Origin of the sequence: Pedobacter quisquiliarum, assembly GCF_014642175.1 — a bacterium.
GTDB classification, from domain to species: Bacteria; Bacteroidota; Bacteroidia; order Sphingobacteriales; family Sphingobacteriaceae; genus Pedobacter; species Pedobacter quisquiliarum.
The window spans coordinates 166,809-190,479 of sequence record NZ_BMIL01000003.1 but is presented as its reverse complement, the minus strand read 5'-3'; the positions used below and the strand labels follow the sequence as shown (position 1 = coordinate 190,479).

Genomic DNA, 23,671 nt, shown 5'->3' with positions numbered 1-23,671 from the left:
ATATGTTATAAGGCGAGTATACCCCCTTTGAGGCTGTACACTTCCTGATGTGGTTTTATCGTTTCTTTAATAATTGCTGCCGCCTGCAGGCTACGTTTTCCCGATTGACAAAACACGACGATACGCGCCTCCTCAAAAGCAGGGATTTCCTGAAGCAGCAACGATAATGGAATCTGCGTATGCTTGAATCTTGCCCGGGGATATTCTCCGAATTCCCTTACATCAACAACCTTTACATCAGCAAGTTCTGTTAAAGTTTCAAAAGTTTCCGGGTCGAGTTCAGCCACCTTGTTGATTGTCGCATTGCAGAACCATTCATAATCCATTCGCTGAAAGGCTTCCGCGGTTTGCGGCGCCAAGGCAGCGGCTTGTTGGCTCGGTTGCAGGCTCACCGTATAGCTCTCCGCTTCCAGCGCCTGGTAAATCAGCAGCTTATTGATCAAGGGTTTACCCAGTCCGGTTATGAGCTTAATCACCTCTGTGGCCTGCATCATGCCCATTGTACCAGGCAACACACCCAGTACACCGGCCTCATTACAGTCCGGCGCATCCGCCGCTGAAGGCGGAGATTCGAACAAATCCCGGTAATTTGTTTTGATGCCAGCTGCATCAGGGACATTAAACACGGCGAGTTGTCCCTCGTACTGAAACACTGCGGCAAACACAAGGGGTTTTCTCAGGATTACACAGGCATCATTAATCAAATATCTTGTTGCAAAGTTATCCGTGCCGTCTACGATAATGTCGTAACCACTGAACAGCTCAATTGCATTGCTGGTATCCAGCCGCAGCAGGTACGGCGTTACCCGGATGTCGGGATTGAGTTCGTGTAGCTGTGCTGCAGCGACACTGGCTTTCTTTTTCCCGATATCTTGCGTGCGGTACAAAACCTGCCGTTGCAAGTTACTCAGCGACACCACATCATCATCTACAATACCGATCTCACCAACACCTGCTGCCGCAAGGTATTGTAAAGCGGGACATCCTAATCCGCCGGCACCAATCATGAGCACCCTGGCTGAGGTCAGCTTTAATTGCGCATCGCCTCCAAACCCTTTAAGCATAAGATGGCGGCTATAACGATCCTGATTATACGCTACAGTCATACTAACCTCCAGAAAATGGTGGAAGCAAAGCAACCACAGATCCACTACTCAGCATCGTATTATCTTTAACAATAACCTTGTTAACCGCTATTGCATAAGCTCGTTTTTCGAGCGCCGGAAATCGTTTGTAAAGTGCTTGCTGAACCTGATCTGTATCCGCAGCTTCGAGCTGGAAGGCATCAGCACCAGTAATTTCAGCAATTTGCCCGAAGGGCATAATATTAATTAAGTTCATGTGTAAGAAATAATAAGGCTGGCGTATCGCTGCTACACAAACCAAAGTTTAATTGCAGCCATAAACAACACGACGCCCAATACATTTTTAAGTACATTTTGGTTAAAGCGTGATGCGCCAAAGTAAGCGCCAAGCAGCCCACCACTAAAAGCAATAACAACATACAGCAGCATATTGTTATTAAAGGCAATGCCTTTGGTGAACTGGCCAGCTAAGCCAGCGACCGAATTTACGAAAATAAAAAGGGCGCTGATGGCAGCAGTTTGTTTCTGATCTGTCCACTTCAGCAAGAGCAAAACCGGAGAAAGGATGATCCCACCTCCGATGCCGATCATACCGGATAGCAAACCAATGCTTCCGCCAACAAGTAGTGATATATAGCTGTTGGGCTCCCTTAATCCCGAGCGCTCCGTATTTGCAAAAAAGAACAACCGTATTACCGGTAATAGCAATAAAGCACCGAGTATTTTCTTATATAAATGATCTTCAATCACCAGCATACCACCTACAAAGGACATGGGAATCGAGGCAATGGCCAGGGGGATAAAAATCTTTTTAATAAAATGCTTTCCACGATAGAATTGTAAGAAAGCTGAGCCTGAAACAAAAAGATTCAGTAGCAAGGCCGTGGGCTTCATCACATCGGGTGCGATGCCGTATATGGCCATAAGAGCCAGATATCCACTTGCCCCGCCGTGCCCCACAGCGGCATATAAGAAAGCAACTACAAAAAGGATTAGGTAAAACAGCTCCATTTAACAACCAGGAATTAGGTAAATCTCCACTGCGTCACCTGCCTGGTAGTCACCACGTGACGCTTCCAGCACGATCATGCAGTCTGCCTGCGCAAAGGAATGCAATCGAAAAGACTCCTGGGCATGTAAAGCCATAGCTTGCCCATCCTTGTAACGCCCTTTAAGGAAGTGTGTAAGTCCCGGTGCCTTTGGATAATCAAACGCGAGCACCGCATTACTTCGCTTCAGGCTAATATCTTTGTTTAGCATCCTACCCAATGCAGGCACTACATACTGATAAAAACAACTCAGCACGGATGAGGGATTTCCGGGTAAGCCAAAGACCACCTTTTGATATTTAAGTCCGAAAAATAAAGGCTTACCGGGCTTTTGTTTTATTTTGTGAAAGCCCTGCTTGATGCCGCAGTTTTTAGCTGCTGCTACTACAAAGTCGTAATCGCCAACACTTACGCCACCGGTAAGTAAAACCAGGTCCGCTTCAGACAAGGCCTGACTTAAGATCCCCTGTAAGACATGTAAATCATCCTCGGCGCGTTGTATGGTAACATCGGTGATGCCAAGCTCTGACAGCACTGCCCGCAACATCACGGAATTCGCTTCATAAACCTGGCCGAATGCCAGGCTTTGCCCTGGCTCCTGCAGTTCATTGCCGGTAAGAATAATACAGACTTTCGGTGCTGGGATGACGCTGACCGCAGCAACACCAATTCCGGCCAGAAATCCGATTGCAGCTGGACTAAGCACCGTCCCTTTCTGCATGGCAAGCGCATCCGCTTTAATTTCTGCGCCACGCTCCCGCACGTGCTGAAACTGCTGCATTGCATCCTTATCTACGATGACCTGGCCGTTTTCGACAACCACTTTTTCCTGCATAACGACCGTATCCGCCCCCATCGGTAATGGCGCACCGGTAAAAATGCGCACCGCCTGATGGCCTTGTATTTCCAGCTGCGTCATCGCACCGGCTGCCATTTCACCTGCAAGCTCAAATACCAACCTGCCGGGTTCATATTTCACAGCATAGCCGTCCATACTGGATTGTCTAAAATTGGGAATGTCGGTTGTGGCATGAATGTCTTTCGCCAGCACCAGACCTGCGGCTTTAGAAATTGGCAATACTATGGGTGGAAGGCTGCTTACCTGTTGGTCAATTATGGCTTTTGCTTCTGTTACGGAAATCATCTTCTCCTATCCTCCAATTGTGATCATGCTTCGATTTTCAATATTCAGGGCTTCGATTGTATCTATTGCCGTCGTAAACTGCCCCCCAAGTTCCTTTGCCTTACTCCGGATGTTCTGGTGTATTAACGGCAACACCTCCTCACCTGCTCTGAGCGGTGTTAGCAGATCCATTTCACCATGTGAGAAAAGGCAGTTTTTCAGCTTGCCATCTGCCGTTAACCGCATGCGGTTGCAGCCTGAACAAAATGGAGCGGTCATCGTACTGATGATTGCAAAATCACCCTGGTGACCTGCTACAGCATACTTTTTTGCCGTTTCATGTATCCCCACAGGCATAGGCACAAAATCAAAACGTTTAGCAGCTATGGCCAAAATCTCTGCAGATGAAACTACCTTATTACTCGTCCAGCGATTACCACTGAAAGGCATGAATTCGATGAAGCGAATATGGATGGGTAGATCCCGTGTCCAGGCGATGAAATCATTGATTTCCGAGTCGTTGAGATCCTTCATCACCACCACATTGATTTTCACTTCAAAGCCGCGAGAAAGAAGCAGGTTGATATTGTTCATAACCTGACCAAAGAGATTACGCCGCGTTATGACCGTAAACTTATCAGCGTCGAGGGTGTCTAGACTGATGTTTAAAGATTTTACGCCCGCCTGTTCGAGAACATCCACAAAATAATGAAGGCGGGTACCGTTGGTCGTAATGCTCAGCGCGACAGGTAATTGACCGAGCAGGGTAATAATCTTTGCAGCATCTTTCCTTACAAAAGGTTCCCCGCCGGTAAGCCTTATCTTTTTAACGCCTTCGGCGACAAAGATTTGGGCAAGATCAAGGATCTCATCAGGCTGCATGAGCCGTGATGGCGGACTAAATGCATATTCTTCATCAGGCATGCAATAAAAACAACGCAAATTGCAGTTGTCTGTCAGCGAAATACGCAGGTAGTCATGAACACGGTTGTAGTTATCAATGATCATATATGAAGTTCCTTTACCCGCATCTTTAGTGATTTAAGATTGTCCGGCAATAAATGTAACGTAATCTTGTGCGGTATCAATATCTATTATGCCTCTAGGGAATGGTAAATAGAAGACATTTGTTTCATTTTCAGCAATTATTTTCTTTGCACCACCCGGCCCTGCTAAGTTCAGCAGATTTTCAAAGTAAGCGGCCCCAAAAAGTGCAGGCGTACCCACTGTGTCTGCATAAGTACAAGCCACGATCTCTGCAGCATGCTGCTCATAGCTGAAGATCATTTTTTCGAGTAGCCCGGTATCCACGTAAGGTTGATCGCAGACCATCATTATGCATGCGCGTACCTCGGGCTCCTCAGCTAACAATGCGCTTAGCCCAGCTTCAAGGGATGCCGACATCCCCTCTGCCCATGCCGGATTGTGAACCACCGAAACCGGAAGAGCCGCCAGTGCCCTAACGATTTCTTCATGTACGGCGCCAGAAACCACAACCGTGCGGGCATTCGCCACGTCGCAAGCTTGTCGGGCAACATGCTCGATCAAGGTGCCGTTTTCAAATGCGAGAAGCTGTTTGGGTTTACCCAACCTTGATGAACGACCTCCAGCAAGGATTATGATGCCGTACTTTGCCATCAGCTATGTATGGGTTGAATTTTTTCACGTAAGGATGCCGCACGCCGGCCGGACATGACGGCTTTGATTTCCGCCGTGATGGACAAGGCTATTTCTTCTGAAGTTTCCGCGCCAAGATCAAGTCCAACGGGGCTATAAACGCGTTCCATCGCCATTGGCGGGATGAACTGGCCAGCAGCTGAAAGTTCATCAAGCATACGCTGGAGTTTTGTCTTGGGTCCGAGCACGCCAATGTATGGGCAACTAGTGTCTGCAAGCTGACGAAGCACTTCGATGTCATAATTGTAGTTATGTGTCATGAGTACTGCTGCCGTTCGTTGATCAAATTGGATGCCTTCTAATACATCTGCCGCTTTCTGGAGGATTAATCCGCTGGCCTTGGGAAAACGTTCGGCAGTTACATGCGTTCGTCGGCCATCAGCAACATACACCTCCCAGCCCAGAATGTCGGCGATGCCGGAAAGCGGTATGGCGTCATTTCCTGCTCCAAATACGTATAATGCAATTGCCGGGGGAATAACTTCTATAAAGGCGGTAAAATCCATATCACCCAACTTAATCTGCTCGAAACTGCTGGTCTGGGTAGCCCAGGTTTGTTCAACTGCAGCAACGAGCGCTGTTGATCCATGTTCTTCTAACCATAATCCACTGCGGGTTAATGCCGAGCAACCACCATAAAGAAACTGTGTTCCGGGCTGCACGGCCTGTTGGTCCATTGAAAACAGCGTACAAAGAACCATAGCTTGGCGTTGCGCCTGTAGCAAAGTCAGCAATGCCACTGGGTTTCCGGGATCAGCAGGATCTATGGGCTCGAACAGGATATACACGATACCATTACAGCCAAGCTGAACTCCAAAGCGTGCATCATCTTCGTCGGTAGTGTCATAGACAACAATCTTTTTACGTTGTTCCGTAATGGCAAGCAGCGATTTTCGAAGTGCATCACCTTCCAGGCAACCTCCACTGATTGCACCGGTTAATACACCATCCTCTGTGACGAGCATCCTTGCTCCCGGACGACGGTAAGATGAGCCTTCTACTTGCACGACAGTCGCAAGTGCTGTCTTTTTACCGGCCAAAGTTGCTTGTTGCTGTGCAGCAATAATGTCCTTAATTTCCTTCATATCCTCCAGCCTAACACTTTTGAAACGGATTTCGCTTCAGGTGTACCGTAAATACAATTATAATAAACTTTAGTTTGATTCCGCTTTGCTGCTGCTTGCTAAGTATGCCATTCGTGTGAAACGTAGCAAAAGCGCTGCAACTATATAGCAACTTCAAGAGCAGCTTTAATTGCATAAAAAAATTGCTGCATTGCGAGGAAAGAATTGCCAGTGCTAAAGACCATATGATCACATGAAAAACACCTTACCCACACTTTGCGTGGGCGAGGTGTGTGTAAGGTGTGCGCCAGGTGTGGCTAAGGTGTGCTTAAATTTATGTGCTGTGTGCTTTTTAGTTGTCAGGGGATGTAAGATAAAAAAGGCTATAAAAAAAGAAAGGGTTGCTCCATCCAGACGCATCCCTTTTCTAACCAAATATAAACCTGTATGAACGGGTTTTCCTTTATTTCTTCCGGCCAATCGAAAAAGCCTTTAGAACATTTTATCTTTTTTGATGCAATTCAGCTGAACTGCGTTTGATGATTCAAATATAGGCTAAAGTTTGTTAGTGTAAAACGTACACTAAGATTTTAACACAATTTTAACAATTCCATGAGATTTCTATTCCACCTACCTATCAAGCTGCATTCAGTTTAGCACACGCTTTTAAACAGAAATTCATATGGTTTTACAAAAATGTATTCAGTTCAGCGTACTTCTAGTGGCGATGAAATAGGATCGCAACTCTTGACATGTCCAAGTTTGGGTAAGCAGGAAATAAATACGTGGAAGACGTAATTAGTTCGTACTTAGCGCCCTGGAGTTTCAAGGTATGTACGTTGGCAACATTCGTATTAATACGTATTTTCCTGAAAAGATGGGTATAGTCGTAAATAAACTTGCGAATGCATTAGGCAGCTTCGAAAAATAAAATTAGCTTTAACAAAAGAAAGGGTTGCTCCATCCAGATACAATCCCTTTTCTAACCAAATATAAACCTGTATGAACGGGTTTTTCTTGAGACCACCAGAAGCAACTTAATCGAGCTCGCGGGGTCGTATGTCTTTTTAATAAAAGGCATTTTAAGCTGCTTAGAATTCTTCTAAGGCAGTTTTTACACCCTTTAAAAGCTTTAATATCTTTCGATTAGCGTTTTCTTAGCAAATAGTGAAACCCTTACGGTCATCTCTATTAACGCGAAATCTTGCTTCTTTAACGCGACGAACAAAATAAAATTGTTGCAAACTGCAATTTCTGTATCATTTCACCGCCTGCTCCCATTTGTCTGTGTGGCAACGTTCACATGTGGAATTAGGGATTTCAGCCTTACCCTTGGCATCTTGGGAAGCTTGATTCCCGCAATTGGTGCATACGTAAACATCGATACACCGCTCCTCTGCTGCCCAGAAATCTTTATCGTTTTCCGGAATAACTGAAAGCCCGGGAACCGGATCGTCAAGTTTTACGAGAGAAAAGGCGCCGCTTGACTCCATGTACAGCCGCTTAACTTCACCAAGATGGCCAATTCCCTGTGCGCGTAGCTGCTGTAGCACTAAGCTTTTTGACATAGAAACATACTTGAGGCAATCATAATTAATCACCGAGTCTTCGATTAAAAGATTCATATCGCCATGGAAAAGTGTTTCAGCCGATTGGCTTTTCAAAGTAAATCTTGTAATGCTTCGCTCTGCCAGCACGACGACCATAGCAATAACTGCTGCTGGTAGAATGCCGCGATCCGGTGCTTGCATAGGTACGCCTATCGCTGCGGCAAGCGCAACCATTGCGGTCATCTCCGTCACATTCAACTGCAAAGCCATTCGCTTTCCCATCAGTCGGATTGCTATAATCAACATCAAATAAATGATGATGGTTCGGAGTATAACTTCAATAAAGAAGGCCCCGGGCACGTCTCCGATTAGGATCCTGTGTAAATCCTTAAGCTTAAACTCGTCTGTTTTCATCTTCCCGACTCTTATTAAGCGATTGCCTTTATAAACTCATGTTTATGACAAACATCACATTGTTCAACATCTTCCTTTTCCCTGATCATGCCACAATTGATACAAACAAGTGATTGCTTATAATCTGCTTTGAAGCCTTTGAATATGTCTTTGTCTGAAGGTGGATATAGTGGCAGTCCCTGATGCGCCTCTTTTGCCAGCAAAATGCTAAATGCACCGGATGGTTCAAGATATACCCGGCGTACCTTACCAAGATGAAATATTTTTTTACTTCTCAGTTCCGAGAACAGTTGTTGTCTGGATATCCTGGCGGCTGACATTTCACCCAGCTGCATAACACCATTCTTAACGATGACAACTGGCACCCCTTGAATAAGGTTTTCCGCTTTAGGATTACGATGACCCAAATGGGTGAGTCCCCGATGAAGCAGTAGTGCAACGACGAGAATGACCAATCCCTGCAGCAGTCCACGATCAGGCATTTGCATGGGTACGGACACAATTGCTCCCAAAGTGATCATCACGGTCATTTCAATGATGGTCAACTGTCCATTCATCCGCTTACCCAACCATTTCACGGCCAATAATAGCGCAACGTAGATGATCAGTGTTCTGAGAAATACCTCAATAAGGAATTCTGGCGAAGTATTCCCAAAGAGAATCCTTTGCCAGTCATCCAATCTAATTTCGTCTGCTTTCATTAAAATTGCCTAAATGGTTGGATAGCCACCAGTAACCTGGACGGTCGATCCGGTCATGTAACTAGAATCCTGGGATGCGAGTAAAACAAAGGCGGGTGCAAGTTCGACGGGCTGACCTGCACGCTTTAATGGTACATCTTCACCAAAAGATTTCACCTTTTCCGGCGGCATGGTTGCTGGAATTAGTGGTGTCCAGATTGGACCGGGTGCTACGCAATTGACCCTTATGCCTTTTTCTGCCCAAAGTTGCGCCATACTCGCTGTGAAGTTTTGGATCGCCGCTTTCGTCGCAGAATAGGCTACAAGTTGTGGTGGCGCCTTGTAGGCGTTTACTGAAGTCGTATTTACCACTGTACTACCAGGCTTGAGGTGTTCTTCCGCGGCTTTGCAGAGGTAGAAAAGCGGATAGATATTTGTCTTGAAGGTTTTGTCCCACTCCGCACTGGAGACATCCTGAAGGGAGTCGCGCGACATCTGGAAGGCGGCATTATTTACCAGCACATCAATTTGGCCGAACGAATCCATGGCCTCTTGAATGATCTGTTTACAGTGGCTTTCTTCAGAGATATCGCCTGGCACCAACACCGCCTTACGTCCAGCCGCCTCTATATACTTTGCTGTTTCTGCGGCGTCCTCGTGTTCATCAAGGTAGGATATCAGTACATCCGCACCTTCACGGGCAAAAGCAATGGCTACTGCACGACCAATGCCAGAGTCCCCACCAGTGATGATGGCTTTTTTACCTGTAAGTTTTCCAGAACCCTTATAGCTCTCCTCTCCGTGATCTGCTTTTGGATCTAATAACCCCTGTTTTCCGGGTTCATCTTGCTGTTGTTCCTTAAACGGCGGAGTTGGATACATGTTCAGCGGGTTCTGCGCGTTATTATTTTCGTTCTGCTCCATAAAAGATTCAGTTTGTTGTTCAACAATTGTTTATCCTCTTTAATGCGTGCAGAATTAAAATGGTTTAGATATTTTAGGATTTTGGTAAGATCAAGTACAATCACTTAGGTACGGGTATATTACACCGTCGAACCGGCTACTCAAGTTGCTGCGCGCTGAAAAAACGCTCGAAGTCGGCAAGTTCGTAAGCGGGGCAGGCGCCGGACTGAGACGTGATGTATGCGCCCATGCCCGCTGCATACGCCAAAGCTTCCTCAATGGATGCATGTTGCAGGCGTTTACTCAGGAATGCTGCCAGGAAAGAATCGCCGCTTCCTATCGTGTCATTTACTTTCACCAGGTAAGCTGGTTGATCTAATCGCTGGGTTCTGCTACAATAGCTCGCACCCTTTATGCCCTTTGTAACCAAGATTTCCTGCACAGCAAAGTTATCAAACAACCATTCTACACGATCTGATTCGCTCGTCAACGCCGGATTGTACCAGTCCGTGATGATCTCCAGCTCTTCGAGGTTCATTTTGACCAGGTCTGCTGCACGAAGCAGTCGATCAATAATATCTTTTCCATAATGTGGCGCACGCAGGTTGACATCAAATACCTTGTAAAGGTCAGCGTTCAGCATTTTCAATAGTGCCCCTGCAGAAACTTCGTTCCTTGAAGCCAGACTGCCGTATACAAGTGCCTTACTTTCTGCCAGCAATGCATCATGTTCGGGCTTCCAGGTAATGAAATCCCAAGCCACGGGATAGACGATTTCATAACTTACTTCATGGCTTTCATTCACAGTAGCGATAACTTCGCTTGTAGGTTGATCATCCAATACCTGGATGAAATGATCAGTCAAATCAATTTGCGCGAGGAATTCGAGCAATGCCTTTCCAGCGGCATCATCCCCGACACCGCTAATGAGCTGGCTGTTGATCCCGAGTTTTTGAAGGTGATAGGCAACATTCATGGGTGCCCCTCCCGGACGTTTTATAGTTGGTAAAACGTCCCATAGTACTTCGCCGAAACATACAACCGTATGTGCTTTCTTATTGTTCATCATTTAATTTCTAAGTTCAATAGCCAATGCCACCAGGAAGCAGCGTACAGCGAGTTATACAACAATCCAGTAGCGCCAGTTTATATTAAATGAAAATAGCTTAATGTTTGCAGGTTACAATCTTTTTTGATGGATTGGTGTTATGCTGTAAAAAACATTTATGTGGATCATATGGGCCTTAGCAGCTGCAGTCTCTGCAGCACTCGTCGTTGTACTTACTAAAGCAGGACTAAAAAATGTTGACTCGAACGTTGCTTTTGCGATACAATCAATATTTATTTTCTGTATCACCTGGGGCATTGTCACGTATCAGGGAAATTTCGCAGCACTGAAGGACATTGACCAAAAAGCCTGGATATTGTTGATTCTTGCAGGCATCGCCACCACGCTGTCAACGGTCTTTTCGTACAAAGCGCTTTCCATCGGGCCTGCAGCTTATGTGACAACAGTAGAGCGGCTTTCGCTTGTAATTGCGGTGGTATTATCAATCATATTTCTGAAGGAAAAATTAACCTGGCAGTTGATTGTGGGAGTATGTGTGATGATCGGCGGTGCGGTCCTGATTGCAATGTCTCAGGGCGCCACAAAGTAGGATCAATCTTGTTTCTGGTATCTGTATAGCGGAAAAAAGTCAACATCCAGCGCTGCTGACAAACCTTTTTCTTGAAGCAATTTTGCATAAACCTCCGGATTTGCAACATATCGCCAGCTGTTATAATCTTTAAATAGGTTCGTAAAGCCAGCTTTCCATTTAAAAAGACTGTCTTCTTTGAAATTTAATCCACCACCGAGGTTAATAAACTCGTAACCCAGCTCGCGTCCCAGGATGCTCGTTTCCTCGATCACAAGTTTCGGGGGCGACAAGCTGAGGTGTGCTGTCCGCGTGCTCATCAGGTGAATCTGCATGATTTTATTGGTGCAGATGACAACGCCCCCACTCACGATCTCACCGTTAAAATAAACCAGCATGAGCTTGCTTTCGTATTCTGGTGAAGCCAGAAGCTGTTCGAAATAGGTGGGCGTAAAGAGATAGAAATCTGATGCCCCTACCCGCTTCATATTTTCAATATATATATCTGAGTATGTCCGTATGGCGTCCGCTGATGTCGCTTGCCGTACTTCATAACCTTTCTCTCGCAGAATTCTAATTTGCTGGCGGTAACTTTTGTGATAGCCCGCGCGTTGCGTTTCCAGTGGTACACGGATGTCGATCGCTACACTTTTCCCATTCGGGAATATGCCGCTGAAATCCTGAAGCAACTGTTCTTGCCCGAAGAAGGGATGTAATCTGGAAAATATGGAAACAATGTTTTCATCTGAAAGCTGCTGTAGGAAAGCTTGTTTAAACCGCTGAATGAAGTCAGGTTGCAGCAGGTTAAAAGCTGCACTCGCGATCGGACCAGTATAGCCATACACACAGGTCAGGTCCTTATAAATGGTTCCTTCAATGGCCCGTAAAACAAGCGGGAAAGCAATGAATTCCGCTCCCTCTTCATAGACGTACAACCTTGCGGCTTCAGGACTTTCCAGGTTATGATAGTACCAGGTATGATAAAAATCATATGCAGCGGAACGGCCAACGTAACCCGCCCATTGTGCCTTGTCATTTGTAGTGTAGATGCTTAACATAGATTGATCAGTCGTTTGTGAGCAAACTTTTTACTACATCCGCCATATACTTCATGTCATCGATACTGTAACGTTGATCAATTGGCAGGGAAACGATGTTCTGCGTCAGCTGGTACTCAAGTGCGTCTGGTAAGGTCCATTGATAAACATTGGGCCAGTAGGTCGGTATAAAAATCTTCCTGGCAATCAGCTTTGCCTTTAGGTCTGGCTGCTGAACAAGCAACGGATAAACCATAGGGGTATCATCCGAATCAAAAGGCATTTTGAACGCATTTAAGTGTCCAAGCTGTTCGTGTAGAAACCAGAAATTTTGCTTGCGCATTGTTGCACAGTGATCATAATCAATGCCCTCAAGCACCTTTTGGGTGAACTGAGACATTTCTCTGATCTCGTTATCGATTAGTACATCATTATTTTGCACGTAGTCGGCATACCCAGCCTCAATGTTCAGATCCAAGGCCTTGATCAGGTGTGAAACGCGGTCCACTGAGGTATCACGCTGAAGTGTCAATCGCTCCTGACTAGTTGTGTAGAGATAAGCACCGTCGGGCACACCGAAAAACTTCCGACAAGAATAAAAGGTGTCAATACCAGGGATGGGCTGCGCATAAAAAGCCTGCGCGTTATCTATGATCAGGTTCTTTTGTGTTTGGCTAAGCTGACGCACGGTTGCGGTTTTTACACCGAAATAGTTCGTGTAGAGCATGCAGGATTGATCATCTACCTCAAAGTCGATAATTGGATCCATGTCTGCGTCGATCTTATAGAAGTGGTAGTCCAGTTTAAGGCGGCGAATAGGCTCCAGGAGTACCTCACAGGTAAAATAAGGAAGGTAAATTGTGGTGTATCCACGAGTGACCAGGATGTACTCGAGGCTGTTTCTTGCGGTATTAAGTTTTATCAGGTTTGTGTAGTAAGGCTTTCCTTCAGGAAGCTGAAGGCCCATGTACCCACCCATGGTTTTCACTGTCTGTGTCAAATGTGGCATATTCGTCGCGAGAGCAGGTTAAAGTTAGAAATTCTTTTGCAATTGAATACCTCAGCGTCCTAATCATTGACCAGGATAATCTTGCCAATGTGTTTACTGCTTTCCATAAGTTCATGTGCTGCTGCTGCTGCGGAATATGGAAAGGTATTGTAAACGACAGATTTAAATGCACCTGATTCGATAATCGGCCAAACGTATTTTTCAATCTCTGCCGAAAGTGCAATTTTAAAGCCAGATTCCCTCGCCCGTAAGGTACTGCCGGTAATTTGAATTCGTTTTTGCATGACCTTCCAGAGGTCTAATGATACCAGGCTCCCCTGCATAGCGTTGATGTAAACCAAGCGGCCGTCTGGTTTCAGAAGATCGATGTTCCCCGCAAAGTAGTCGCCACCAACCATATCCAGAATCACATCTACACTATTTGGTGGAAGTGCTGCCCGGAAGTCGGTTGTTTTGTAGTTAATGTATTGATCTGCACCAAGATTAAGGCATGCCTCTCCTTTTTCTGTACTTCCTACAGTGACCAGCACTTTTGCGCCAATTGCTTTAGCAAGCTGTATTGCCGTAATGCCAATCCCGCTGCTTCCGCCGTGGACCAGCAGTGTTTCGCCTTCTTTTAGTGCCCCCCTTTGAAAAACATTATGCCACACCGTAAATATCGTTTCTGGCAAGCCTGCTGCTTCGGTAAAGCCCAGCTGTCCTGGAATGGGGAGGCATTGCCCCGCTTTCACTGGCACGAAATCCGCATATCCACCGCCGGCGACCAGGGCACATACACGGTCGCCCCTCTTCCAGCGGGTAACACCAGCACCACAGTGGGCAACAATACCGGCGACTTCGAGGCCAGGGATTTCTGCAGATACCCCGGGCGGCGCCGGGTACTTGCCTAAACGCTGCGCAACATCCGGCCGGTTTACACCTGCGGCATGCACTTCAATTAACACTTCATCTTCTTCAAAGGATGGCTCCGGACGATCTTCCAATTTTAAAACGGAGGGCGCTCCAGGACTGGAAATAACAACTGCTTTCATACATGATCAATAAACTTTGAAACAGTCCCAGACCGCAATGGTTTGAAACCTAAAAGATGCATCTGAATTAAAATTATCTTTTAAAACTTCGATATGGCTCAACTGTTATAACCTAAAATTTGGATATGGAAGCGAACAAAAATTTACAACAGCCTGCAAGAGATGGGCATGATAATACCGGAACCCAGGGTTATGATTCGCTGCAGGATGCAGGTTATACTGGAACGGGTTCGGGAAGAGATCATAAAGAAGGTACCGGAACAGGAAGTTCCTCAGAAAGTTTTCACGACGTGCCCCCCGCAAATGGCGAGGGCTTGAGTGACGAAGATCAGGCACTGGATTCTGGTATTTAGACCAATGGCACCTGCATTATATGCCAGCAAATGAAAGTAGAACTTAAAAAAGACTACATCAACTTACACGTTACAATCGAAGCCGAGACTTCTAAGGTGGTCAGGGGTATTTTGATATTTTTTAATGTGTGCACGCTTGCTATTGTGCTGATTTCGGTTGTCGACTGGCTGTTGGCACTCCTGGTAATCGGCGTATTGTTAATGGCCCTTTTCGGCTGGCTTACCTTATGGTATGGCTTCGGAAAGGAAAAACTGGTTATCACTTCAAAATCGATAGGTTATCGATACCAATATGGCTTTTACACCACTAAAATGGAATCGCAGCCAATAAGACGAGCGTTGAATATTTCACTTGCTCCATCACGTGAGCGAAATGGCCTCGAATATTTTAACGTGATTTTTGAAACCTATAACCAACATAACGTGCCTGAAGAGATCTACCGGACGGCACTGGCAATTAACCGCGCGGAATTTGCCACGCTAAAACAATCCATTCGCACCCTCTATTTTGAACGAGTGGACCCCAATCATCACCTCCAACCGTATATTTTAAACTAGAATTCGGCAGTTAAACCTTTCAGTATTTGCTTTTTATAAACAACTGGCACGTGATCATTGTTAACTAACCACATAAACTTAAATTTAAATCGAATCGTATGAAAAAAGTGTTTTTAGCGGCGACTTTCGTGGCTGCGTTAATGATTCAGGCATGTAATTCCGGCCAAAACTCTACAGGGTCAGGAGATTCGAGCGCCATGGATTCAACTACAATGGGCAGTACAATGGATATGACAACAGACACCAGTGGTATGAACCCTGCGTCTTCAGATCCGAAAGACTTCATGGAAAAAGCAGCCATTGGTGGCATGATGGAAGTTGAGGCAGGAAAGATTGCCCAAACACAGGCTTCCAGCCAAAGTGTTAAAGATTTCGCAGCATTGATGGTGAAGGATCACAGTGCCGCTAATAAAGAATTAATGGGCATTGCATCAAAAAAATCCGTAACGCTACCAGCCAGCCTACCTGCAGCGGAGCAAGAGCATTTAGATGCCATGAAGAAAATGTCTGGAGCTGAATTCGACAAGCACTACATCGGCATGATGGTGCAGGATCATGATAAGACCGTATCCTTATTCAAGGCGGGCAGTAAAAATCCTGATGCTGAGGTAAGTGGATTTGCAACAAAGACGCTTCCGATCATTGAATCACATGCGCAAAAGGCAACTGAAATTCAAGGTACGATGAAGTAACACTTCGTCAGAGCATAAAAAAAGCGGCTATTGCCGCTTTTTTTATGCTCGTTTATTATTCCCTATTTCAGGCCCCAGGTCTTTGAAGGCTGACTCCCCATTATAATGGTTAGGTTACCACCTTTTGTAATCTCTTCGTGTTTCAAAAAGATGCTGTTTAGCGTCTTCCCATTCAGGCTGACGCTCTGGATGTAGATGTTCTCCGGAGAATTATTTTGAACTTTAATGTTGAACTTCTTACCACTTTCCAGGTTGATGGTCGCTTCATCGAACAACGGGCTTCCGAATACGTATTGACCGCTGATCGGATTAGCTGGGTAAAAGCCTAAAGCAGAAAATATGTACCAGGAAGACATTTGCCCCACGTCTTCATTTCCAGACAGACCATCCGGCGCATCGGTATATAGATCGTTTAGGATATGACGAACATGTTTAGCAGTCTTCCACGGCTGTTTCGCATAAGCGTAAAGATAGGTGATGTGGTGACTTGGCTCGTTTCCATGTGCATATTGGCCGATGAGTCCGCTGATGTCGGGTGATGCCTCATCACCCAGGTGTCCTTCAACGATAAACAAGGAATCAAGCTTTTTGGTAAATGGTGCTGTCCCCCCCATCATTTTGATCAAACCCGCGGGATCTTGCGGTACCAACCAGGTGTACTGCCATGCATTTCCTTCCGTATAATCATCAGAGCGATGGATCGAGCGTATCGGATCAAATGGTGTTCTCCATTTATTCGGCCCTACCTTCGCGCGCATGAATTGTGTCTGCTTATCAAAGTAGTTCTGGTAGTTCAATCCACGTTTGTGGAAATAGTTGTAATCCGCAGTTTTCTTCATTTTACGCGCAACCTCAGCAATGCTCCAGTCGGCAATGCTATATTCAAGGCCCATAGCGACAGACTCCACTGTACTGTCTGCAGGAATGTAGCCTAATTTTTTCACGAAATTGAGGCCCCGCTCGTCAAGCATTGCTGTTTTCTTCATGGCTTCAAAAGCCAGTTCATGATCGAACTTGAAACCTTTAAGTACTGCATCTGCAACGACGATTATTCCAGGATTACCAACCATGGTGTTGGTTTCATTACCCATGAGGTGCCACACTGGCAACTTGCCCTGCTGCTGGTAAATGGCAAGCATGGTTTTCATCATGTCATTTACACGCTTGGGCTGGATCAACGTATAAAGCGGGTGTGCAGCACGGTACGTATCCCATAGTGAAAATGTTGTCAGATTGGTGAAGTCTGCATTTTTGTAGACTTTTTTATCCGTGCCCCGATAATCTCCATTATGATCATTGAAGGTAGATGGTGCGATCATGGTATGGTAAAGCGCCGTGTAGAAGTTGCGTTTATCCTTCATAATGGATGTTTTCACATCCAGCTTGGCCAGTTCCTTATTCCAGGCGGCATCTGCCATATTTACAATCTCGTCAAAGTTCCATCCGGGAATCTCAGCCTGTATGTTTAAGGCAGCGTTTTCCATACTTACCGGAGAAATACCGACACGCATCTGAATTTGCTCCTGATCACTGGTTTTGAAATAGGCTGTAGCAACCAACTTTTTACCCCGGAATTCCGTGCCTTTTAATACCGCTGAAGAGTCTGATGCAACGAATTTTTCAAAGGGCTTCGAGAAGATCGCTGTAAAATAGATGCGCTGATCTCTTGCCCAGCCTCTTGAGAAACGATACCCCGCAATAGTGGTATCATTGATTTGCTTGATGTAAGTATCTGTGGCAAGATCCCAACCTATACCTTTACGCAGGTTTATTTTGATCTTAGCGGAAGTTGATGCGGGAAAAGTATAGCGGTGAAAGCCTACCCTTTCCGAAGCTGTCAGTTCTGCATGTATGTTACTCGGCGACATACGGACACCGTAGTACCCAGGCTTAACAACTTCCTTATCATGGGTATATAGCGCAAGCTTGTCGTCAACTGCCGGTAAAACAGAGATGTCGCCAAGGTCGCCGATGCCCGTACCGCTCAGGTGCGTATGAGAAAAGCCAACGATGGTAGAATCGGAATAATGGTAGCCAGAGCACCAATCCCAACCTTCCGAGCGGTTTGTTGGTCCAAGTTGTACGGCGCCAAAAGGGACGCTTGCGCCGAGGAATACGTGGCCGTGACCTCCGGTACCGATATATGGATCTACAAACTGGGTGAAGTTCCCGGGAACGGCTGGATTTGACGTTTTCTTAATTTGTGCGTTGGCATTGCTTGCAAGGCACAGGCCGAGCCCAAGAAGGCAAGGCATAATGTTCAAAAATTTCATTGGTTAATGGTTGAGCGGGCTAAATAAAGAATTTTATAGGAGAAAACCGGTATCAAAGCCTATTTTAGCGCCATAATCAACGACGGAATGGTAAAAAGAATGTTGTCGAAAACGGGTATATTTTTCTTAAACAGCTTGTCGTTGTTGCCTTTAAGTTTACTGTATCTTGTGGCTGACTTCGTTTACCTGCTCCTGTACCATGTTGTAAGGTATCGGCGAAAGGTGGTTTATGAGAATTTGCACAATGCATTTCCGGAGAAAGATGCAGAAGATATTCGCATCATCGCAAAGAAGTACTATAGACACCTCTCGAGCTTGATGGTAGAGATTATCAAGATGGCAACCATCTCCCCTGAGGAGTTAAAAGCAAGGTTTAAGTTTAAGAACCTTCATCTGATGAACAATTACCATGAGCAAGGCCGTAGTACCTTAATCTGTTCTGCGCATTATGGTAACTGGGAATGGGGTACGCTGGCCTTGGGTCTGAACACTACGGCAGTTGTTTACCCGATCTATAAACCGGTATCCAATGAAGCATTTGGCGAATGGTTTAAACAAATCCGGAGTCGTTTTGGCAATCAGTTAATCCCTATGCGGCAAACCCTGCGTGCCTTAAACGCCAGCAAAGATGTACCTACTATCTTTTGCTTTGGCAATGACCAGACTCCTTTGAAGGAGGAGTCTACCTACTGGCTGAACTTTCTGCATCAACCAACAGCCATCTTACTTGGCCTCGAAAAAATTGCCGTAAGAACAAACCGTCCTGTCTTCTATATGCGGGTCAGAATTCTGAAGCGTGGTTACTATGAAGTGGAATGCGTGCCCTTGTGTATGGAGCCCGCAGCTTCGAAGCCCTTTGAAATTACCAACCTACACGTGAACTATCTTGAACAAATTATTATAGATGAACCAGCCTACTGGTTATGGAGCCACAGACGCTGGAAACATAAACCTGAAGATTAGATTGATTTTACAAACATTACTATTTTGCATTTGTTCTTTAGCTATTAATTAAATACCCTTATAACTGAACTTTTTAAGTGTTTAAAACACCCAATATGTCAAGCAGCCAACAAAAGAATACCATAGAGAAAATTTTATCAATAGACATCGGGGGAAGCAGTATCAAGGCTTGCATGTTGAATATAGATGGGCAGGTGCTATCGGAATATACAAAACTTCCAACCCCGGAAGAATCAACACCTGAGGCTGTTTTAGAGGTAATAAAAATGCTCGCTGCAACCATGGGCCAATTTGATGCTATTTCTGTAGGGTTCCCTGGCTACGTACGGTTTGGTATCGTAGAAACCGCACCTAATCTGGCTAAGAAAAGCTGGAAGCACATCCCCTTTGCGCAATTAATAAGTGACACGTTTCAAAAACCAGTTCGCCTGATCAACGATGCAGATCAGCAGGGCTTGGGCGTGGTTGATGGCGAAGGCTTTGAAATCGTGATTACATTAGGTACTGGCATGGGTACCGCCCTGCTTTATGATGGACAGTTACTTCCGCACCTGGAGCTGGCGCATTTTCCCGTTTCAAAAGATAAAGATTACGATGATTATGTTGGAGACCGCGCTTTTGATAAGATTGGCAAAAAAGAGTGGAATGAGCGTGTACAACGCGTAATCGATATTTACAAGACTGTTTTCAACTATGATCGACTATATATCGGCGGTGGAAATGCTAAAGAATTAGATTTTGATCTGGATGATAATATCCGTCTGGTAAATAATCGGGTTGGCATAAAAGGAGGTGCAAAGCTTTGGGCTTCTGAAGATCAGTACCAGATACGCACCATATACCCAACAGCATAGATGTTAGATAGCGTTTGCGTTACAAAGCAGACATTTCATATAAAATAATTCAAATGAAAAAATACACCTTAGGAATGATCGGTCTGGGCACAATGGGCCGAAACTTATTGCTAAACATGGCCGATCATGGCTTTGACGTTACTGGTTATGACAAGGATCCGAAGATGCTTGCTAAATTAGAGGAAGACGGTAAAGAAAAGAACCTGAAAGGCCACGCCTCCCTGGAAGAATTTGTCCAAAGCCTTGAGTTGCCACGACGCATTGTTTTACTCGTACCAGCTGGCCCCATTGTAGATAGTGTGATCGCTGAATTGCAGCCACTTTTGGAAGCCGGTGACATGATCATCGATAGCGGGAACTCACATTTTACCGATACCAGCCGCCGAGCGGAAGATCTATCCAAAACGAATATCCACTTCTTTGGAATGGGTATATCTGGTGGTGAAGAAGGTGCACGTTTTGGACCGAGTATGATGCCGGGGGGTGATAAAGAGGCTTATAGTGCCATGAAGGAAATTCTTGAAGCTGTTTCCGCTAAAGTAAATGGCGAGCCCTGTGTAACTTACATTGGCCCGGGTGCCGCCGGACACTTTGTGAAAATGGTTCACAATGGTATTGAATACGCTATGATGCAGCTCCTTGCAGAGGGCTACGATATCATGAAAAATAGCCTCGGTTATAATAATGAGCAGATTGAGGAAACTTTCAAATCCTGGAATGCCGGTCGCATGAAATCTTTCTTGATGGAAGTAACCGCAGATGTATTCAAATTCAAAGATGAGAAAACCGGCAAGTTGCTGATCGACCTCATCAAGGATGAAGCTAAATCTAAAGGGACTGGGAAGTGGACCTCCCAGGTTTCTATGGACCTGTATTTACCAATTCCAACCATCAACGAAGCGGTAAGCACACGTGACCTGTCGAAGTTAAAAAAGCTCCGCGTTGCGTTGGCCAAGGCATTTGAAAAGCCTGAAGCTAAAATTGAAAATCCTGAGCAGTTTATAGTTGATCTTGAAAATGCAATGTACTTTGCTATGATTGTCTCTTATGCGCAGGGTCTCCATTTACTTACGCAAGCTTCTGAAAGTTACAAGTATGAACTGAAGCTGGATGAAATTGCGAAAATCTGGCGTGGCGGCTGCATCATCCGTGCAGAACTTCTGCAGGATATCTATGCAGCATATCAGGCAAAGCCAGAACTGGAACATTTATTTGAGGACAAAAATATTCAACAGAAAATAGCTGGTACCCTTAGTGGTATCCGCAACGTTTGCAGTACAGCAATTAACCATGGTATTGGCATACCTGCTTTTGCTTCTGCCCTGACTTACTTTGACTCCCTACGTACAGCGAACTTACCAAGCAACCTTACACAAGCGCAAAGAGATTTCTTTGGTGCACATACATTTGAGCGTACCGATGAAGAGGGAATTTTTCACGCAAACTGGAATGCCGAAAATTGATCAACCAATATGAAGACATCTATTAATGTAAAACCGACCATTGTTGTAATATTCGGTGGTACCGGTGATTTAAATATGCGAAAGCTCGCACCCGCGCTCTACAATCTGTATAGTGACCATTTCATGCCACAAGAATTTGCAATCATAGGCACCTCAAGGAAGAAACTTGAGGATGTCAAGTTTCGTGAAATGTTAAAAGAAGGTGTGAACAGCTTTTCCAGAAATGGCCAGGTTGAAGATGCAAAGTGGGATGTTTTCGCCGAACACGTTCGCTACACCCCTGTAGACGTATCAGCTCCGGAAACCTTTGCTGGTCTAAAAGAACTTATTGAACAATATAAAACAGATTTTGGCGAGCAGACACAGGTCCTTTATTACCTTGCTGTGGCACCAGATCTTTTCCCTCTGATTGCGGAATGCATTTCACGCTATGACCTGGCAGGTAATGAAGAAACCTGTAGAATTGTAATTGAGAAGCCATTCGGTAGGGACCTGGAAAGTGCCAGAGCACTAAATAAGCTGCTTACGGGGATTTTTACCGAGAAGCAGATTTACCGTATCGACCACTATCTAGGTAAAGAAACCGTGCAGAACATCATGGCTTTCCGCTTCGCGAACTCCTTGCTGGAGCCGCTTTGGAATAGAACATACATAGACCACGTTCAAATTTCGGTAACGGAACAACTTGGCGTAGGTGATCGCGGCGGTTATTACGATGGTGCGGGCGCTTTGCGCGACATGATTCAAAATCACATCCTGCAACTGCTCTGCCTGATTGGTATGGAAACACCGGTGAATTTTGATGCTGATGAAATTCGGAATAAGAAAGTAGATGTTTTAAAAGCTATGCGTCCATTTAATGCCGAAGCAATTCGTTTTGCAACTGTTCGCGGGCAATATACCAAGGGTTGGGTTGAAGGTAAAGAAGTACCTGGGTATCGCCATGAAAAAGATGTTGACCCAGAGTCTAACACCGAAACCTTTGCAGCCTTGAAATTCTTCGTAGACAACTGGCGCTGGCAGGGCATCCCCTTCTATGTGAGAACTGGTAAACGTCTATTTCAAACTTCTTCGGTGATATCGATTCAGTTTAAGGATGTTCCACACCATATCTTCCCTTCTGGCGTGTCGGAACATTGGCAGCAGAATAGATTAATCATCAGTATCCAACCAGAAATGAGCATTAGATTACAGGTTCAGGCAAAACGTCCGGGACTTGATATGGTGCTGAATCCTGTGGACATGGTTTTCGATTACAAAGGAACCTACAATACTTCCACACCAGAAGCATATGAAACTTTGTTGTTGGATGTAATGACTGGTGACCAGACGCAATTCATGCGTGCAGATCAGGTGGAAAGCGCCTGGGAGTTGTTAATGCCAGTAATTAATGCATGGGAAAACAAGAAGTCGCTAAGCTTCCCGAATTATACGGCAGATTCTTGGGGACCTGAGGATGCCGAGGCACTCATTGCTCGGGACGGTTTCCATTGGTTTACACTACCCCTAAATAAAGACTAAATGAATTTACTTATATATCATGGCAAAGATGAACTGCTGGAAGATTTAGCAACCTTCATTTTGAAAGTGGGCAATGAAGCCATTGCTGAAAACGGACGTTTCAACTTTGTACTTACCGGTGGCAGTTCACCGAAGACCTTATATCAGCAATTGGCCACCAAATACAAGGATGATCTGGATTGGCAGCAGGTGTATTTCTTTTTTGGAGATGAGCGTAATGTGAGTGCTACCGACAAGGACTACAATGGTCTGATGGCTGCAGAAAGTCTACTAAGGCCATTAAACATCCAGGAAGATCACATTTTCTATGTCAATACCAGCCTCAGTCCCGTTGAAGCAGCATCAGCTTACCAGAATGAAATAAACATGCATTTCAATGGTGGACTGCCAGCTTTTGACTTCATTTTATTGGGTATGGGTGATGATGCGCATACTGCTTCGCTCTTCCCGGAGACGGAGATCCTCGAAAGTTCTGAAGTTGGTGTAGAAGCCGTGTTCGTAGAAAAGTTAAATACGTACCGTATTAGCATGACTGCAGGCTTGATCAATCATGCAAAGAACATCGCATTTCTGGTTTTTGGTAAATCAAAAGCGGATGCTGTTAAGCAGGTTATTGAGTCTGAAGAAGAAGATACGACGCACTACCCAGCCCAGCTGATTAAGCCCTACAATGGTCATGTAACCTGGTTTCTGGACCAGGAAGCGGCCGCGAACTTAAATACCTGATCTAAGTTA

The 23,671-nt window shown here is 45.3% G+C and carries 24 protein-coding genes; 9 read left to right on the top strand and 15 right to left on the bottom strand.

Annotated features, from left to right (window positions below; genetic code table 11):
* Positions 1-5 precede the first annotated feature (5 nt).
* From moeB to IEW69_RS05635, 11 genes are all read right to left on the bottom strand, one after another.
* Positions 6-1,106, bottom strand: a complete 1,101-nt coding sequence (gene moeB / locus IEW69_RS05685) for a HesA/MoeB/ThiF family protein (protein WP_188625866.1) — start codon at positions 1,104-1,106, stop codon at positions 6-8.
* A 1-nt stretch (position 1,107) separates the two neighbouring features.
* Positions 1,108-1,341, bottom strand: a complete 234-nt coding sequence (locus tag IEW69_RS05680) for a MoaD/ThiS family protein (RefSeq protein ID WP_188625865.1) — start codon at positions 1,339-1,341, stop codon at positions 1,108-1,110.
* A gap of 32 nt (positions 1,342-1,373) precedes the next feature.
* Positions 1,374-2,096 (bottom strand): sulfite exporter TauE/SafE family protein, encoded by a 723-nt coding sequence (locus IEW69_RS05675; RefSeq protein ID WP_188625864.1) that lies wholly within the window; start codon positions 2,094-2,096, stop codon positions 1,374-1,376.
* Positions 2,097-3,278: a molybdopterin molybdotransferase MoeA gene (locus IEW69_RS05670; protein WP_188625863.1), complete on the bottom strand. Its 1,182-nt coding sequence runs from the start codon at positions 3,276-3,278 to the stop codon at positions 2,097-2,099.
* Between the two features lie 6 nt (positions 3,279-3,284).
* Positions 3,285-4,265 carry a GTP 3',8-cyclase MoaA gene (moaA, locus tag IEW69_RS05665; protein WP_188625862.1) on the bottom strand — a complete coding sequence of 327 codons (981 nt, stop codon included), beginning with the start codon at positions 4,263-4,265 and terminating at the stop codon, positions 3,285-3,287.
* 33 nt (positions 4,266-4,298) lie between these two features.
* The gene (locus tag IEW69_RS05660; RefSeq protein ID WP_188625861.1) at positions 4,299-4,895 is read right to left on the bottom strand and encodes a nucleotidyltransferase family protein; all 597 of its coding nucleotides are present in this window, start codon (positions 4,893-4,895) and stop codon (positions 4,299-4,301) included.
* Complete coding sequence (locus IEW69_RS05655; RefSeq protein WP_188625860.1) at positions 4,895-6,019, bottom strand: XdhC family protein; 1,125 nt, start codon at positions 6,017-6,019, stop codon at positions 4,895-4,897. The genes IEW69_RS05660 and IEW69_RS05655 overlap by 1 nt, the downstream gene beginning before the upstream one ends.
* A gap of 1,238 nt (positions 6,020-7,257) precedes the next feature.
* Positions 7,258-7,962, bottom strand: coding sequence for a DUF421 domain-containing protein (locus tag IEW69_RS05650; protein WP_188625859.1), 705 nt, complete (start codon positions 7,960-7,962; stop codon positions 7,258-7,260).
* Between the two features lie 14 nt (positions 7,963-7,976).
* Positions 7,977-8,663, bottom strand: coding sequence for a DUF421 domain-containing protein (locus tag IEW69_RS05645; protein ID WP_188625858.1), 687 nt, complete (start codon positions 8,661-8,663; stop codon positions 7,977-7,979).
* Positions 8,664-8,672: 9 nt separating this feature from the next.
* Positions 8,673-9,566, bottom strand: a complete 894-nt coding sequence (locus IEW69_RS05640) for an SDR family oxidoreductase (protein ID WP_188625857.1) — start codon at positions 9,564-9,566, stop codon at positions 8,673-8,675.
* Between the two features lie 136 nt (positions 9,567-9,702).
* Positions 9,703-10,614: a carbohydrate kinase family protein gene (locus IEW69_RS05635; protein WP_188625856.1), complete on the bottom strand. Its 912-nt coding sequence runs from the start codon at positions 10,612-10,614 to the stop codon at positions 9,703-9,705.
* 157 nt (positions 10,615-10,771) lie between these two features.
* Between IEW69_RS05635 and IEW69_RS05630 the strand changes: the two genes are divergently transcribed.
* Entirely contained in the window at positions 10,772-11,203 is a 432-nt protein-coding gene (locus IEW69_RS05630; RefSeq protein WP_188625855.1) for an EamA family transporter, read from the top strand.
* A gap of 2 nt (positions 11,204-11,205) precedes the next feature.
* Here IEW69_RS05630 and IEW69_RS05625 read toward each other — a convergent pair whose 3' ends face one another.
* The 3 genes from IEW69_RS05625 to IEW69_RS05615 are packed head-to-tail and all read right to left on the bottom strand — an operon-like array spanning position 11,206 to position 14,259.
* Positions 11,206-12,240 (bottom strand): GNAT family N-acetyltransferase, encoded by a 1,035-nt coding sequence (locus IEW69_RS05625; protein ID WP_188625854.1) that lies wholly within the window; start codon positions 12,238-12,240, stop codon positions 11,206-11,208.
* Between the two features lie 7 nt (positions 12,241-12,247).
* Complete coding sequence (locus IEW69_RS05620) at positions 12,248-13,228, bottom strand: hypothetical protein (RefSeq protein WP_188625853.1); 981 nt, start codon at positions 13,226-13,228, stop codon at positions 12,248-12,250.
* 59 nt (positions 13,229-13,287) lie between these two features.
* Complete coding sequence (locus IEW69_RS05615; RefSeq protein ID WP_188625852.1) at positions 13,288-14,259, bottom strand: NAD(P)H-quinone oxidoreductase; 972 nt, start codon at positions 14,257-14,259, stop codon at positions 13,288-13,290.
* Positions 14,260-14,384: 125 nt separating this feature from the next.
* On the opposite strand from IEW69_RS05615, the gene IEW69_RS05610 reads away from it, so the two are divergent.
* From IEW69_RS05610 to IEW69_RS05600, 3 genes are all read left to right on the top strand, one after another.
* Positions 14,385-14,612 carry a hypothetical protein gene (locus IEW69_RS05610; protein ID WP_188625851.1) on the top strand — a complete coding sequence of 76 codons (228 nt, stop codon included), beginning with the start codon at positions 14,385-14,387 and terminating at the stop codon, positions 14,610-14,612.
* A gap of 30 nt (positions 14,613-14,642) precedes the next feature.
* Entirely contained in the window at positions 14,643-15,170 is a 528-nt protein-coding gene (locus IEW69_RS05605) for a hypothetical protein (protein WP_188625850.1), read from the top strand.
* 98 nt (positions 15,171-15,268) lie between these two features.
* Complete coding sequence (locus IEW69_RS05600) at positions 15,269-15,862, top strand: DUF4142 domain-containing protein (protein ID WP_188625849.1); 594 nt, start codon at positions 15,269-15,271, stop codon at positions 15,860-15,862.
* 62 nt (positions 15,863-15,924) lie between these two features.
* On the opposite strand, the gene IEW69_RS05595 is transcribed toward IEW69_RS05600, so the two are convergent.
* Positions 15,925-18,135: a GH92 family glycosyl hydrolase gene (locus IEW69_RS05595; protein ID WP_229663526.1), complete on the bottom strand. Its 2,211-nt coding sequence runs from the start codon at positions 18,133-18,135 to the stop codon at positions 15,925-15,927.
* Between the two features lie 87 nt (positions 18,136-18,222).
* On the opposite strand from IEW69_RS05595, the gene IEW69_RS05590 reads away from it, so the two are divergent.
* The 5 genes from IEW69_RS05590 to pgl all read left to right on the top strand — a co-directional run bounded on the left by IEW69_RS05590 (position 18,223) and on the right by pgl (position 23,662).
* Positions 18,223-19,098 (top strand): lysophospholipid acyltransferase family protein, encoded by an 876-nt coding sequence (locus IEW69_RS05590; RefSeq protein ID WP_188625848.1) that lies wholly within the window; start codon positions 18,223-18,225, stop codon positions 19,096-19,098.
* Positions 19,099-19,193: 95 nt separating this feature from the next.
* Positions 19,194-19,952 (top strand): ROK family protein, encoded by a 759-nt coding sequence (locus IEW69_RS05585; RefSeq protein ID WP_188625847.1) that lies wholly within the window; start codon positions 19,194-19,196, stop codon positions 19,950-19,952.
* Positions 19,953-20,005: 53 nt separating this feature from the next.
* Positions 20,006-21,415, top strand: a complete 1,410-nt coding sequence (gene gnd / locus IEW69_RS05580) for an NADP-dependent phosphogluconate dehydrogenase (RefSeq protein WP_188625846.1) — start codon at positions 20,006-20,008, stop codon at positions 21,413-21,415.
* A 9-nt stretch (positions 21,416-21,424) separates the two neighbouring features.
* Positions 21,425-22,936: a glucose-6-phosphate dehydrogenase gene (zwf, locus tag IEW69_RS05575; protein ID WP_188625845.1), complete on the top strand. Its 1,512-nt coding sequence runs from the start codon at positions 21,425-21,427 to the stop codon at positions 22,934-22,936.
* Positions 22,937-23,662, top strand: coding sequence for a 6-phosphogluconolactonase (pgl, locus tag IEW69_RS05570; RefSeq protein WP_188625844.1), 726 nt, complete (start codon positions 22,937-22,939; stop codon positions 23,660-23,662).
* The last annotated feature ends 9 nt before the right edge of the window (positions 23,663-23,671 follow it).